This window comes from Coprobacillus sp., from assembly GCF_984815275.1.
Map to the genome: position 1 here is coordinate 40,237 of NZ_CFJNYH010000004.1, position 14,218 is coordinate 54,454.

A 14,218-nucleotide genomic window follows, 5' to 3' on the forward strand; every position below is an offset into this window, starting at 1 on the left:
TATGAAGATAAGAGAAGCAAAAACATCTGATTATAATGAGATTTATAATTTAGTGAAAACAGCCTTTTTAACAGCACAAGTCAGTGATGGAAGTGAACAAGATTTTGTTTATGAATTAAGAAAGCGTGAAGGATATATTCCATCCTTAGAACTTGTTATGGAAGAACAGAATGAACTTGTTGGGCATGTGATGTTGACAAAACAAGTCATACATGGCATTGATGGGATAAGTCATGGTTTGTTAGTAGCACCTTTATGTGTCAAGAAAGAGTATAGAAATCAAAAAGTTGGCTCAAGGCTAATGGAAGAGGCAATGAAACGTGCTCTTCAACTTGGATATACTTCCTTGTTTTTAGTTGGGAATCCTGAATATTATCATCGTTTTGGATTTCGTTCAACAAGATCATATGGAATTGAAAATCGAAGTGAGATTCCTGATGAATTTGTTATGGCAGTAGAATTAGTTGAAAATGTTCTTACTAAATGTGGTGGATATGTTGTTTTAGAATAAGGAAAGGTTAGAGAAACTTTTCTTTTTTTTATTGACATATACATCGCAGTACGATACAATAGTGTTGTGATATATCAAAGTGCGATATAAAAGGAGGGGCGTAAATATGATTATAGATTTTTTATCAGCTGCATTTCCTTGGATAACTATAGGAATTGGAGTTGCAATAACTATCGTTTATATTAACAGTAGGGATGGTAAAAATGGAAGAAAAAATTAAAAGAGTATATATACCAATGACTGAAACAGGATTCTATATTTTATTCTGTCTGCAAATTGAAATGCATGGTTATAACATTATTCAACGAGTCAGTCAAATGACAAATGGAGAAATTCAAATAGGGGCTGGGACAATGTATGGAAGTTTATCTAAAATGGAAAAGGATGGACTCATTCGTTTTACAAAAGAAGAAGGAAAAAGAAAGTGTTATCAAATAACACAATTGGGACAAGAGATATTAAACATTGAATTAAAAAGGATAGAAAGGTTATATAAGAATAGTAGAGAGGAGGTATTGTGATGGAAACGAAAATAATCAAGAAATTCTTTGGACTTGCAGATTTCCTTGATGAACAAAAGTTTTTAGAAGAACAACATAGTAATGGGTGGAAGTTTAAAAAATTTCAGTGGTTACGAAAATATACTTTTGAAAAGGTTGAACCAGAAGACTATGTTTATCGATTGGATTATAATGAAGAAAATAAGGATGAAACGGATTATCTTCAAATGTTTGATGACTGTGGCTGGGAATATATTATGAAATATCAGACCTGGTATTATTTTAGAAAAAAGAAATCTTATATAAATCAATCAGATAATGAAATATTTAGTGATCGTGATTCAAAACTAAATATGATTAAAAAAGTCATGTGGAAGCAATTGATTATCATGTTGCCTATTATATTCTTCTTCTTTTTATATAATTATGAAATGATGAATGGATTTTCAAAAAATGATTTAGGATTTCAGATTGTATGGATTGTTTATGCACTTTTTATGGCATTTCTTTTAGGAATCAGTGTTCATAATGTTATAAAATTAAATCAATTAATAGGTGAAATGCAAAACCCTTTAGACGAAAAATAAACCCTTAGGTCCAACCAACCTAAGGGCAATTTTTTATATTTATTTCAAGAAAAAAGTATAAGCTTCGAAGTGAGCTTGAGGATGATCACATGCTGGACATCTTTCAGGAGCTTTTGTTCCTTCAAAAATAAATCCACAGTTATTGCATTTCCATGTTACTGTTTCAGCTTTTTCAAATACAGTTCCATTTTCCAAGTTTTCTAATAATTTTAAATATCTTGCTTCATGCATTTTTTCAGCAACTGCGATACTTCTGCATACTTCAGCAATTTCAGGGAATCCTTCTTCATCAGCAATTTTAGCAAATTCAGGATACATATCTGTCCATTCTTCGTTTTCTCCAGCTGCAGCAGCTTTTAAACATTCAGCAGTTGTCCCTAATAAGATTGGGAAATCTCCTTCAACATGTAAACATTCACCTTTTAATTCAGTGTTTAATAATTTCATTAATCTTTTAGCATGTTCTTTTTCTTGGTTAGCAGTTTCTTCAAAGATATTAGCGATTTGTACATATCCTTCTTTTTTAGCAATTGAAGAGTAGTAAGTGTAACGATTTCTTGCTTGAGATTCTCCAGCGAAAGCGTGTAATAAATTGTTAGCAGTTTTTGTTCCTTTTAATGTAGGCATTTGATATGCCCTCCTTTCTAATGTTTCTTTTTTAAGCAGTGGCGACAAGTTCCATGAAATAATATTTCCGCCGATGTAATTTGATCATCACAAACTTGTTGAACCTTATCGATAAGAGGAGAAATAAGAGTTTCATCTAAGAATAAATCTTGAATACTTCCACACTCATCACAAACCATATGATAGTGTGGTTCTAATCTTGCATCAAAATGAACTGCACCATCACCAACATCAAGGCGCAAGATTCGTTTTTGATCAGCAAGTAGATTTAAATTTCTATAAACCGTCCCCAGGCTTATATCAGGAATAATCTGTCTCACATTCATGTATATTGTATCTACATTTGGATGAGATGGATCTTCCCTTAAGACTTCATAGATAGTTTCTCTTTGTTTGGAGTATCTTAATTTTGTATCTGACATATTTTCCCTCCTTATTAATAATGGTTACTATTATTTTAACATATATTTCATGAATGTCAAATAATGTATATTATAGATTTAAAATAACAATAACATAATAAGCGTACATAGTAGAAAAGACGCTAATCCATGAACAAGACGATCTTTAAAATATCTTTGAAATGAATAAGGAATTCCTTCTAAGATATTATCAACTTGCATTAAAACAGACAAACCTGAAAATGACAGATAGAAACAAACAAATGGATATACTAAAAAGTGATTGAATTTTAATAATTGAATAGCACCTGAACTAAATTCTAAGAAGCCTTGTATAACTGCTAATATAAATTCATTTTGAATAATAGAATGAAGGCTATATCCTACAAATTGAAAAACCAACATATACCCAAGAATAAAAATAAACGCAGTTAATGAAGACATAATACTTTGTTTTAAGGCTTGAACAAAAGTCATATGGGGATTTTTTAAAGAATAAAGAGTTTCACTGAAACTCAAAAACTGATAATCCTCTTTATGAATAATTGCTTTGATAAGACTTGGAATAATATGACAAAGATATATTAAGAGTGCCTTATCAAGTGGTAAACTAAGTGAAACAAAAATAAAACTTAAAGAAGAAAAAGAAGCTATGGATAAAAGATGTTGAAGTTGATCTATATTAATATATCCTAACTCATAGGATTCTTTTATAATTTTGGCATTGGTTGGATAACCACAGAAAAAAGATACAAAATATAATGAGGACATGTGTGGAGTTAAATGAAATAATGGTGAAAAAAGAAACTGGATGAAATAACTAAAGAGTTGAAATAATCCTAATGATAAACATAATGAAATTAAAATCATGAATGGAAGTAATGATGGTAAAAGATTGGATAATACAATTTGAATGACATTCGTTGAAACTTTTACAATCTGAAACATATTCATAAATGAAAATATGGTTGTGAATAAAACAAGAAATAAAGTAAAATAATAGTTGGCTTTTTTCATAGTGACTCCTTATAATAGAGAAAGAGGTGAGAATGTGAAGGCGATACTTGTAGGTGTAGAATATGATCATATGTATTATGATCTTCATATTTCAATGGAAGAATTAAAGGAATTGGCAAGAGCATGTCAAATTGAAGTGAAAGATGTTATGATTCAAAGACTATCACAAATATCTCCAAAATATTATATTGGAAAAGGGAAAGTTCAGGAATTGAAAGATATGTTAACTGATGATGATATGGTTATTTTTAATGAAGAGCTTTCACCCATGCAGATAAAAAATCTAACGGATGAACTAGATGTAGAAGTTAGTGATCGCAGTGATTTGATTTTAAGGATATTTGAATCACGTGCTCAGACAAAAGAAGCAAAGTTACAAGTAGAAATCGCAAGAAATCAATATCTTTTACCGAGACTAGCTGGAATGAAAGAAGAACTTTATTCTCAACAAGGTGGTTCAGGTTTTAGAGGTAGTGGAGAAAAGCAAATTGAACTTGATCGTCGAGTCATTCATAGACAATTGGTACAGGCAAGGAGAGAACTTCAATCAATTGTTAAACAAAGACAGACGCAAAGGCAATTGCGTAAACGTAATCAACAAAAGGTTGTATGTTTGGTTGGTTATACAAATAGCGGAAAATCATCTTTATTAAATTATTTTACTGATAAAAAGGTATTTCAAGAAGATATGTTATTTGCTTCACTCCAAACAGCTTCTCGTAAAGTCACTTTAAAAGGTCATAAAGAAATTATTATGAGTGATACAGTTGGATTTATTAATCAACTGCCTCATCATCTGGTTCAAGCATTTCGCTCTACTTTAGAAGAAGTCAAAGAAGCAGATTTATTACTGCATGTTGTAGACTCATCTTCAGCATACAGTGATATTCAAATTGAGACAACACAACAAGTCTTAGAAGCATTAGGAGTTAAAGATACACCTGTTATATATGTTTATAATAAAGTGGATAAAGATCGTTATGCTTTTTTACAACCACATCAACCATATGTTTTTGTTTCTGTTAAGGAACAAATCAACTTAGATAAATTAGAAGAACTGATGATTGAAACTCTCTTTAAAGATTATGAATTAATTGAATTATATATTCCCTATGATCATGGGGAAATCTTTCAACAAATTCAACAGACTTATGAATTCATAAAAGAGGAGTATTTAGAAACTGGTATTTATATCTCATTTTTCATAGATATGAAACAAAAACATAAATATCAACAATATATTTATCATCCATTGAACTAAAAAAATGCTATCGTTATTGATAGCATTTTACATAACTCAGATGTTTTTGAATTGTTTTGAGAATAGCTTGATAATCTTTTGTTGCAAAATCGGTTGCATCAATGACATGAATTGGAACAAGATGTTGAGTATGAAGAATTATCTCAGGTTCTTTTTGGGCTAATTGAGGAGCAAGATATAAAAGATCATAATGACGATAACTCTGATAGAGTTCATCTAATGAAAGAGAATCAAACGCAAATTCTATATTTTCCATACTCATAATTGCTTTTAATTCTTCTACAAATAGAGATGTTGAAAAACCATCACTACTACAAATTCCAATCTTTATTAATTTTTGTTGATTATGTTTCATTAAAGTGTGATAAAATTCTTTAAATAAAGATTTTGCTTGACCAAGATCAACAATTTTATAATGAAGATAGAAAAGATTATCTTGACAGTTCTTTTGTTTAATTTCTTCTTCAACAATATTGTTATGCCATATTGTTACACGTCCAATCATTTTATTTGTATGAAATAAAAGTGTTGTAGATATATCGCTTTCTTCTTGCACCTGACAAGTTATATTATCTTTCATATAATCTTGGGCATTTAATAAAATCCATTTTAAAAAAATATCATGATATAGTGATTGATAGAAGTCTTCTGTTGTCATAATGATTTCACCTTCTTTCTTATATCATAAAACAAATATAATCTTTTTGTGCAAAATTTTCTTGTCTTGAAAGTCAATTTTTTTATATAGACGTTTTTCATCATATTGACAGTCATCTCTATTGTAAATTTTATAAGCAAAGGCATTGGGATGTGGTTATTGAATAAACTTTATGTTTCGTCAAAGGGAAGTGTGATATGTAATGTATGTGATTGTCGATAGATATGAGAGTGTAAGAATTTCTCACTGTGATTCTGATGGCTTTGTCATGAAATATGGATAAAAGTTGGAAATAAAGTTATGAAATGTAGAAATCGCCATTCATAAAAGGTACAATATATATGAGGAGGGGCTATGAAGATGCAGGATCAGATTATATATGTCACAATGTTTAATAATTTTACTATGAATTATAACAATATCATTTTAGGAAAGGATCAAATGAAATCTAAAAAGCTTTTTAAACTGTTGGTTTATTTGCTTTATTATCATCAACGGTTTATTTCTTCAGAGGAATTAATAGATATTCTTTGGTACGAAGATGAAGTTGAAAATCCTATTGCTGCTTTAAAAAATCTTATTTATCGTTTACGTACACTTCTTAAACAGCAACTGAATTTGTATGATTTTGTAATAACAGGGCAAGGTGGATACTTAATTAATCGGCAATATACAATTGAAATTGATGCTTATCTGTTTGAAAAATATAATCTGGAATTGGTATCAAGACATCAGGAGAATGAGTTATATAACAAATTTTTAACACTTTATACAGGATATTTTTTATCTGACATTGATGATTATCATATTTTATCATTAAATGCCTACTATCATACGCTTTATTTATCTCGAGTCATAGATTGTGCAAAATTATTAAAACAACAGAAAAAATATACAATGATGGAAAAATTAGCACAAGGTGCCCTAGCAATTGACAATCTTAATGAGGATTTATACATTATTTTAATTGAGTCTCTGTATTTACAGCAAAAATATCATGAATCAATTGAAACATATCGTGCAACAACAGATTTATTATACAAAACAATGGGAGTTCAACCCTCTTCTAAAATGAGAGATTTATATGAAATTATTAGACAAGAAAGTCATGATGAGGGTCATATTAATGATATTCAAAAGGATTTGACCTTAGAGAATAAAGAGGGAGCATTTTTCTGTGAATATGGTGCATTTAAAGATATTTATAATATGCAAATGCGAATGATGGATAGATTAGGTATTTGTGCACATTTATGTTTAATAACAATAAAAACATCATTTCTCTATACGGATTTAGAAAGTGAGTATATCAAGAAAATCATGCAGAAAATTCAAAATGCTCTTATACATAAGCTCCGTACTGGTGATATTGTTTCACGTTACAGTTTTAATCAGTTTATTGTTTTATTACCAGCATGTGACTTTAAGAACGCAAATATGGTCATGGAAAGAGTACTAAACACTGTCATAACTTCAGCAATACAAAAAAAGATGATCATAGATATATCAATAGAAGAAGTGGGTTTAATGAGTTTAAAAGAAGCTTAAAAAATGGCTTCTGCTTTATTATATGAGATGACTTGTTTAAATGAATGATATTAAGTCACAGAGTGGAAACATATGTTGCTTTTGTTATTTAATATCCAAAAAACTCAAAACATATAAAATATAATCAGTATACTTAAAATTTTCTATGACTATACAATAATTCATAGCAAGGGACAATAGAATGGTTAGAACCGATAATCAAGATTAATGTCTTGATTTTTATGTCTTGATGACTTATAAGTTATATTTTTTATAGGGGTTGTAGGAAAGAATTCCTCAATGGGATAAATTGGTGTATAATGGGGGAAAAGGAGGGTAGTGAACAAAATGAAAAAAGTTTTTTTGTTGATGTTAACATTATCCTGTTTCCTTTTTGGATGTAGTTCGCAAAAAGATGTAAAAGAATATCCGAGTGATTATCCTGATTCTTCAGGTTATGGAATTGATGATATTTATTATCCAGATAATTCAGGACAAAAAATTTTGTCTTCAGATATTGCAAACGTAAATTATTCACATATAGATCAAGGTTATGTTACTGCTTCGCTTAATCATAAAAGTGAGCAGAAAATAAAGTTATTAATTCGTAAAGGTGAAAAAAGTTATTATTATGATTTAATCAATCAGAATCCTGTTGCTTTTCCACTGCAGATGGGAAATGGTAAATATTATTTAGGTATATATGAAAATGTTGAAGGTGATAACTATGCTATGAAAAAATCACTTACATTAGATGTTCAAATAAAAGATGAACTTTCTCCATTTTTATATCCTAATCAATTGGTTGACTATCAGCCAGGTGATAAGATTACTTCAATAGCTATAGATATAGTGAAAAAGGATAAAAATGATCTGCAACGGATTCAAAATATCTATAATTATGTTGTAGATAATATAACATATGACGATGAAAAGGCAGTGGAAGCAACTCAAAAATATTTAATCCCAAATCTAAACAATATTATAAAAAATAAAACAGGTATTTGTTTTGATTATGCTTCTATGATGGTAGCTATGCTAAGAATAAACCATATACCTGCGCGTTTAATTTGTGGTGATACAGATGTGGAATATCATGCCTGGGTAGAAGTTTATATAGAAGGTGAAGGATGGATTAATCCAGATATCTTTATGGATAAAGGAACTTGGACGAGAATGGATCCCACTTTTGCAAGTTCAAAATTTGATTATAATGGTAAGTATCAAGCTATTTATTATTACTAAAGGAGGCTATTTGAGATGAGATTATCTTTAGAAGAAAAATATCAGTTTTCCAATCAGATGGCAATGATTTTAAAAGCAGGATTAAGTGTACAGCAGGGTATTGAAATGATGCAGCAAGATTTAGAGAATCAAAATCTAAAAATAGCATTAGAAGCTATTTTGGGTTATATGAAAGAAGATGCTCATTTAAGCCTAGCGATTGAAAGAACAGGAATGTTTGATGATTATATGGTTCATTTATTAAAAGTTGGAGAAGTGAGCGGACATATTGATGATGTTATGGAGTCGTTGGGTGAATATTATTTACGAATGGATGATATGACTTCTCAACTCCAGCAAGCTCTGACTTATCCTATTATTCTTTTTATAATGATGTTTGTTGTTGTGGGAGTTGTTGTTTTTCAAGTCTTACCTATTTTTGAAAATGTACTTATGAGCTTAGGAAGTCATTTGTCTTCTTTTGCAAGTCGGTTTATGAATTTTGGTCAAATATTTTCTATGTTAGGATTTATGATTTTAGGTATCTTTATGATTATGATCATTTCTTTTTATGTATATGCCAAAAAATCGCATCAAGATATTATGGTTATGTTTGTTCAAAAATCTTGGATAACCAAAAAAATTGCGAATCATATGAATCATGCACAATTGACTTATGCATTATCATTATTTGTTTCAAGTGGCTATGATTTACAGGAAGCAGTTCATTATACAATTGAATTAGTTGATAATTCTCAATTACAAAATCAGTTGAAACAATGTTATCATGATTTAGAACAAGGTGTTTCTTTTGTTGATGCTGTTTCACAACATCAAATCTATAAAGGAATGAAATTAAATATGATTCAGATTGGTTTCCAAACTGGTCAGGTAGATGCAGTTATGAAAACATTGTCTAATCATTATCAAGATGAAGTCAGTCAATCAATAGCTCACTTTTTAAATATTATAGAACCTGCTATAGTGACCTTTCTTTCAGTGATTGTTGGAGTTGTTTTATTATCAGTGATGTTGCCATTAGTCAGTATTATGTCTTCTTTGTAGAAACTTAATTTATAAGTGTCTAGTAGATATGGTGGATAGAGATGGAGGGAATTATGAAAAAAATAATAAAAATTGTTATTTTTATGACGGTTATATTCATGATTGTTTTTGGATTCCAATCTGCACAATCTTATTCTGAAGAGGAGGAGCTTTTGAGAATTAAAGAGACAATTTGGACATTGTGTTTAAAGTGTTATAGTATAGAAGGAAGATATCCTCAAGATATTTATTATCTTAAAGAACATTATGGGTTGTTGTTAAATGAGGATGAATATCCCATTATTTATCATTATGAGGGAGATAATCTGCAACCAACTATTGAGGTTCATCAAAGGGAGAAGACATTATGAGTAGGCATCATCATATACATATATTATTATCATTAACATTATTCTTACTGTTTGTCCTTGGTTCATTCTTTGTTGTAGCATATGAGATTAAAGGGTATCAAAAGTTAAATGAACAATGTCTTTTAGAAGATGATTTGAATATACCATTAGCTTATTTAAATACAAAGTTGAAGGCAATGGATGAAAAAGGGGCTATTTCAGTTGTATCTATACAAGGCAGAAAATGTTTGAAAATGGTTACTACGAAAACAGCAACTTATATATATTATCTCAATGGATACTTGAAGGAATTATATACAGATTTAGATTATCTTCCTTCTTTAGATGAAGGAACAAATTTATTTATTCTTGATGATTTTCAGATAGATAGACAAGAGAATTTATATACTTTTATAGTTAAGAAAGAGCAGTATCAAAAAAGGTTATCAGTTTATTTACATGCTTAGAGGAGGGTGTCTATGAAAGGAAAAAATCAATCTTTTTCGTTTATGATGGAATTGATTATTGTTATTTTCTTTTTTGCATTGTCAACAACTGTATGTATTTCATTTTTAGTCAAAGCAAAAGAAAAACAAATGGATGGAGTTATGATTCAAAATGCTATGTTAGAAATGCAAAGTATGATTGAAACAATGCAGGCTTATCCTCAGACTCCTTTGGAACAACTCTTTAAAGTTGAGAAAATAGATACGAATACATATCAGAAAGAGAATATAAAAATCGTAATATGGGAAGATCAGGTTAAACATGGCGTGATAAGTATTTTTAATCAAGATGATGTCATTTGTGAGACTCCTTTTGTATTGGGAGGGACTTCTCATGGCTAAAAAACGTATATTTTCTCATCTTGGAATTGGTGCACCATTAATTTTTATGATTTTTGTGATTTTGGTTATGTGTATTTTATCAGTTTTGTCTTATTTGAAGGCAAATTCTTTTTATGAAAGTACAATTCGTCAAATGAATATAACAAATCAGTATTATCAGGCAGAATCTCAGCTTTTTAAGTTCTACTATCAGCTAGATATTGACAATATTGATAGTAAACTTAAGAATTGGGAAGGTGATTATAAGAAGAAAAATAATCAATATGTTTTACAAGCAGCAATGAATAATGATTTTAAACTTGAGATGATTATAGAAATAAGTAATAATCAGCTAGAGATAATATCATTGAAAAAGATAAGTGGGAGGGAATAGAAAATGGATGCTAAAGAATTGCTTATGGATGTGGTAAAACGAAATGCTTCTGATGTCTTTATAGTTGCTGGATCACCATGTGCTGTCAAGATTCATGGTAAAATTCAAAAATACAATCAGGAGAAATTGAAACCAGAGGATACAGAACACTTGATTAGAGAAATATATGCTATTGCCAATAAAGATGATATTGATCAATTTATTAGAAATGGAGACGATGATTTTTCATTTTCAATTCCTGGAGTTGGTAGATTTCGTGTAAATGTTTATCGTCAAAGAAACTCATTTGCTGCAGTTTTAAGGGTTGTTAGCTTTGAGATGCCAGATCCTATACGTTTGCATATTCCTGAAGTGATTATCAATTTAGCTCAACTCAAGAAAGGAATGGTTCTGCTTACTGGACCAGCAGGGAGTGGCAAGTCAACAACATTAGCATGTATTATTGATCAAATTAATAAAACACGCGATGCACATATTATAACAATTGAAGATCCAATTGAATATCTTCATACTCACAATCGCAGTATTGTATCTCAACGTGAAGTCTATCATGATACAAGGGATTACATTTCAGCTTTGAAAGCAGCATTAAGAGAAGCACCAGAGGTCATTTTAGTAGGTGAAATGAGAGATCTTGAGACTATTGACATTGCTGTGACTGCTGCTGAAACAGGCCATTTACTTTTCTCAAGTTTACATACAATTGGTGCTGCCAATACAATTGATCGTATGATTGATGTTTTCCCATCTTCACAACAGCAGCAAATAAGGGTACAGTTAGCTATGGTTTTGAGTGCAGTTATTTCACAACAATTAGTCCCTAGTATAGATGGGAAAATGATTCCTGTATTCGAAATTATGATCTGTAATCAAGCTATTAGAACATTAATAAGAGAAGGAAAAACACATCAGATTGATAATGCAATAGCAACAAATAGAAATCAAAATATGATAACAATGGATGATTCACTTTTAGAACTATACAAACACAAGCAAATAACAAAGGAAGTGGCATTAATGTATGCAACAAATCCCACTTTTTTGATAAATAAACTGTAAAATGAACAAAGATTTAAGTCAAAATCAATTGATGACATTGTAGAGATAAGAATATAATTCATAAAAAACAATGAATATTATTTTTGATTAAAAAACTTCCTTATAAATATAAGATGAATGAACAGAAATAAAATAACTCCTTTCATATGATAAAGTGAAAGGAGGTTTTTATTATGGCAATTAATAGAATTGAAAATACTGCACAAATTATATCTGACTGTTTGGTTATTGATAGCAATACAGTAGAAACAATTGTGAGAATACCACCAACAATCTATAAAGAAGTTGATAAATGTGAAGCATGTGTAGGAGACATTTTGACTTATACAATCACAATTAGGAATAATTCATTATGCCCACTTAAGAATATTGTCTTTAATGATCGCATTCCATATGGTACAGATTATATATTGAACACATTTGAAGTTGATGATGTGCCTCAAGTTCCATCAATTGATGATTACACATTATATTACACAATACCAACTATTGAACCAATGGGTACAGTTGTAATTCGATTCCAAGTACAAGTGAGAGAGTAATTATAGAAAGATTCACTGTCATCAGTGAATCTTTTGCCTGTATAATTTTTTAAAATGTGAGTGGCTTTGGTTTATTAAAAAAAATAATTATGGTAAAATATAATAGGGTGATGATATATGGAAAAAAGAATATTTGTTATATCAGATCTTCATGGTCAATTTGTATTATTACAATTATTATTAGATCGCATTGGTTTTAATGATAATGATGAATTATATATATTAGGTGATATTATGGATCGTGGTCCTAATAGTATAGATATTTACTATTTTGTACAGGCAATGGATAATATTCATATGATTAAGGGTAACCATGAAATTATGATGCGTCAGTCTATGCAAACAGCATTGAAATATAATGATTTGGATTCAGAAAGATCAAATCCTTATCGTTTATGGAAACAAAATGGTGCACAGAAAACAGTGAATAGTATCAGAGAGTACCTTCAAAAAGATTGCATTCCTTATGAAGAATATTTTGATCTTAAACAAATGTTTATAAAAGAAGTTATTGCTTTTATTGATTCATTACCAAGTTATATAGAGTTAGATTTAAATGATAAACATTATGTTCTGGTTCATGCAGGTGTTGATCCAGAAATTCCTTTAGAAGAGAATAATGAGGATATACTTGCTTGGATTCGAGAATATTTCTACTTAAATGAAGCAAATCCTAATTATACATACATTTTTGGTCATACCCCTTGTTGTTTTATTAATGATGACCATTCATTTGATATATGGCATGATCCTGATTATCACAATAAGATTGCTATTGACGGGGGATTAGCAGTTGGAAATAAAGGACAGCTTAACTGTTTATGTTTAACAACAGGTGAAGTGACAGTCATCAAGTATGAGGAGGGGCAGCCTAAGTGAGAAGTGCATTTTACAACTTAATTAATTTTATCAACATGACAAATGTGCATGATGTTTATTGGGGAGCTGCAAAAAAAATCCTTCAAAATATATATCAAATTCCACAGAGTACAATTACGGAAGTCGCTGATATGTGTTATGTGTCAACTGCAACGATTTCTCGTTTGTGTAGAAAACTTAATTATGAATCTTTTGCTGATTTCAAGAATGATGTCACAATGAATTTGAATTTCTTTAATCAGGATTCTAAACGTTTATTGTTTGATCATCAGTTACCAGCAAGAGAAACAATTAATGAAGGAAAAGAAATTTTTAAAGATCACTTTCAAAATATTATTCATAATCTACAAGATACATATGACAATATTCAGTATGAAGATTTAATGAAAGTTGTTGATAAAATTCATGAGTCACAAAGAATTTGTTTTGCAGGAAATTTCTTTACTCAATCTGTTTCTATGCAATTACAAATTGCCTTATCATATTTAGGAAAAGATTGTACTGCTATGTATCCTTTAGAACAGCAAAAAGAGATATATAAATCATTGGATTGTAATGATTTAATTATCGTTTCTTCAATTGCAGGAGGATTCTTCCAAGATCATCCTGATGCTATGAGAGCATTAATGAAAACTCCAGCCTATATTATTGTTATCACACAACTTGAAGAATTCTCATTTAGTGATAGAGTAGATATGATCTTACGAGTTGGAAACAATCATTATTCTTTAATTGGCAAATTTTCTATAACTTATATTTTTGAAGTTTTAGAAGCTTTATATCATTTAAAATATGGAACAAGAAAGTAGC

At 29.7% G+C, this 14,218-nt stretch carries 19 protein-coding genes; 15 read left to right on the forward strand and 4 right to left on the reverse strand.

From position 1 onward, the window contains the following. Position 1: 1 nt before the first annotated feature. From AC5M21_RS02580 to AC5M21_RS02590, 3 genes are all read left to right on the forward strand, one after another. Positions 2 to 511, forward strand: coding sequence for a GNAT family N-acetyltransferase (locus tag AC5M21_RS02580; protein ID WP_008787279.1), 510 nt, complete (start codon positions 2 to 4; stop codon positions 509 to 511). Positions 512 to 714: 203 nt separating this feature from the next. Next, on the forward strand, positions 715 to 1,032 hold the full coding sequence (locus tag AC5M21_RS02585) for a PadR family transcriptional regulator (protein WP_008787280.1): 318 nt from the start codon (positions 715 to 717) through the stop codon (positions 1,030 to 1,032). Further along, on the forward strand, positions 1,032 to 1,598 hold the full coding sequence (locus tag AC5M21_RS02590; RefSeq protein ID WP_008787281.1) for a DUF2812 domain-containing protein: 567 nt from the start codon (positions 1,032 to 1,034) through the stop codon (positions 1,596 to 1,598). The genes AC5M21_RS02585 and AC5M21_RS02590 overlap by 1 nt, the downstream gene beginning before the upstream one ends. Positions 1,599 to 1,637: 39 nt before the next feature. Here AC5M21_RS02590 and rbr read toward each other — a convergent pair whose 3' ends face one another. From rbr to AC5M21_RS02605, 3 genes are all read right to left on the reverse strand, one after another. Continuing rightward, a complete protein-coding gene (gene rbr / locus AC5M21_RS02595) occupies positions 1,638 to 2,225 on the reverse strand; it encodes a rubrerythrin (RefSeq protein ID WP_008787282.1) in 588 nt (195 codons plus the stop codon). 17 nt (positions 2,226 to 2,242) lie between these two features. Continuing rightward, positions 2,243 to 2,647 (reverse strand): Fur family transcriptional regulator, encoded by a 405-nt coding sequence (locus AC5M21_RS02600; RefSeq protein ID WP_008787283.1) that lies wholly within the window; start codon positions 2,645 to 2,647, stop codon positions 2,243 to 2,245. 78 nt (positions 2,648 to 2,725) lie between these two features. Further along, complete coding sequence (locus AC5M21_RS02605) at positions 2,726 to 3,643, reverse strand: nucleoside recognition domain-containing protein (RefSeq protein WP_008787284.1); 918 nt, start codon at positions 3,641 to 3,643, stop codon at positions 2,726 to 2,728. A 34-nt stretch (positions 3,644 to 3,677) separates the two neighbouring features. Here AC5M21_RS02605 and hflX point away from each other — a divergent pair, with 34 nt between their 5' ends. Then, positions 3,678 to 4,904, forward strand: a complete 1,227-nt coding sequence (gene hflX / locus AC5M21_RS02610; RefSeq protein WP_017143941.1) for a GTPase HflX — start codon at positions 3,678 to 3,680, stop codon at positions 4,902 to 4,904. Between the two features lie 13 nt (positions 4,905 to 4,917). Here hflX and AC5M21_RS02615 read toward each other — a convergent pair whose 3' ends face one another. After that, a complete protein-coding gene (locus AC5M21_RS02615) occupies positions 4,918 to 5,562 on the reverse strand; it encodes an immunity protein TriTu family protein (protein WP_282768423.1) in 645 nt (214 codons plus the stop codon). 354 nt (positions 5,563 to 5,916) lie between these two features. Between AC5M21_RS02615 and AC5M21_RS02620 the strand changes: the two genes are divergently transcribed. The 11 genes from AC5M21_RS02620 (at position 5,917) to AC5M21_RS02670 (ending at position 14,217) form a co-directional block, all read left to right on the forward strand. Continuing rightward, on the forward strand, positions 5,917 to 7,110 hold the full coding sequence (locus AC5M21_RS02620) for an AfsR/SARP family transcriptional regulator (RefSeq protein ID WP_008787287.1): 1,194 nt from the start codon (positions 5,917 to 5,919) through the stop codon (positions 7,108 to 7,110). A gap of 327 nt (positions 7,111 to 7,437) precedes the next feature. Further along, positions 7,438 to 8,334: a transglutaminase-like domain-containing protein gene (locus AC5M21_RS02625; protein ID WP_017143940.1), complete on the forward strand. Its 897-nt coding sequence runs from the start codon at positions 7,438 to 7,440 to the stop codon at positions 8,332 to 8,334. A 15-nt stretch (positions 8,335 to 8,349) separates the two neighbouring features. Further along, complete coding sequence (locus AC5M21_RS02630; protein ID WP_008787289.1) at positions 8,350 to 9,378, forward strand: type II secretion system F family protein; 1,029 nt, start codon at positions 8,350 to 8,352, stop codon at positions 9,376 to 9,378. A 53-nt stretch (positions 9,379 to 9,431) separates the two neighbouring features. Continuing rightward, entirely contained in the window at positions 9,432 to 9,728 is a 297-nt protein-coding gene (locus AC5M21_RS02635) for a hypothetical protein (protein ID WP_236916420.1), read from the forward strand. Beyond that, the gene (locus tag AC5M21_RS02640) at positions 9,725 to 10,174 is read left to right on the forward strand and encodes a DUF4860 domain-containing protein (RefSeq protein WP_008787291.1); all 450 of its coding nucleotides are present in this window, start codon (positions 9,725 to 9,727) and stop codon (positions 10,172 to 10,174) included. Before AC5M21_RS02635 ends, AC5M21_RS02640 begins: the two co-directional genes overlap by 4 nt. Positions 10,175 to 10,186: 12 nt before the next feature. Beyond that, on the forward strand, positions 10,187 to 10,555 hold the full coding sequence (locus tag AC5M21_RS02645; protein ID WP_008787292.1) for a hypothetical protein: 369 nt from the start codon (positions 10,187 to 10,189) through the stop codon (positions 10,553 to 10,555). After that, a complete protein-coding gene (locus AC5M21_RS02650; protein ID WP_008787293.1) occupies positions 10,548 to 10,928 on the forward strand; it encodes a hypothetical protein in 381 nt (126 codons plus the stop codon). The genes AC5M21_RS02645 and AC5M21_RS02650 overlap by 8 nt, the downstream gene beginning before the upstream one ends. A gap of 3 nt (positions 10,929 to 10,931) precedes the next feature. Then, entirely contained in the window at positions 10,932 to 11,987 is a 1,056-nt protein-coding gene (locus AC5M21_RS02655; RefSeq protein WP_008787294.1) for a type IV pilus twitching motility protein PilT, read from the forward strand. Positions 11,988 to 12,160: 173 nt separating this feature from the next. Beyond that, complete coding sequence (locus AC5M21_RS02660; protein WP_008787295.1) at positions 12,161 to 12,529, forward strand: DUF11 domain-containing protein; 369 nt, start codon at positions 12,161 to 12,163, stop codon at positions 12,527 to 12,529. Positions 12,530 to 12,646: 117 nt separating this feature from the next. Next, complete coding sequence (locus AC5M21_RS02665) at positions 12,647 to 13,408, forward strand: metallophosphoesterase (RefSeq protein WP_008787296.1); 762 nt, start codon at positions 12,647 to 12,649, stop codon at positions 13,406 to 13,408. After that, the gene (locus tag AC5M21_RS02670; protein WP_008787297.1) at positions 13,405 to 14,217 is read left to right on the forward strand and encodes a MurR/RpiR family transcriptional regulator; all 813 of its coding nucleotides are present in this window, start codon (positions 13,405 to 13,407) and stop codon (positions 14,215 to 14,217) included. The genes AC5M21_RS02665 and AC5M21_RS02670 overlap by 4 nt, the downstream gene beginning before the upstream one ends. Position 14,218 lies beyond the last annotated feature (1 nt).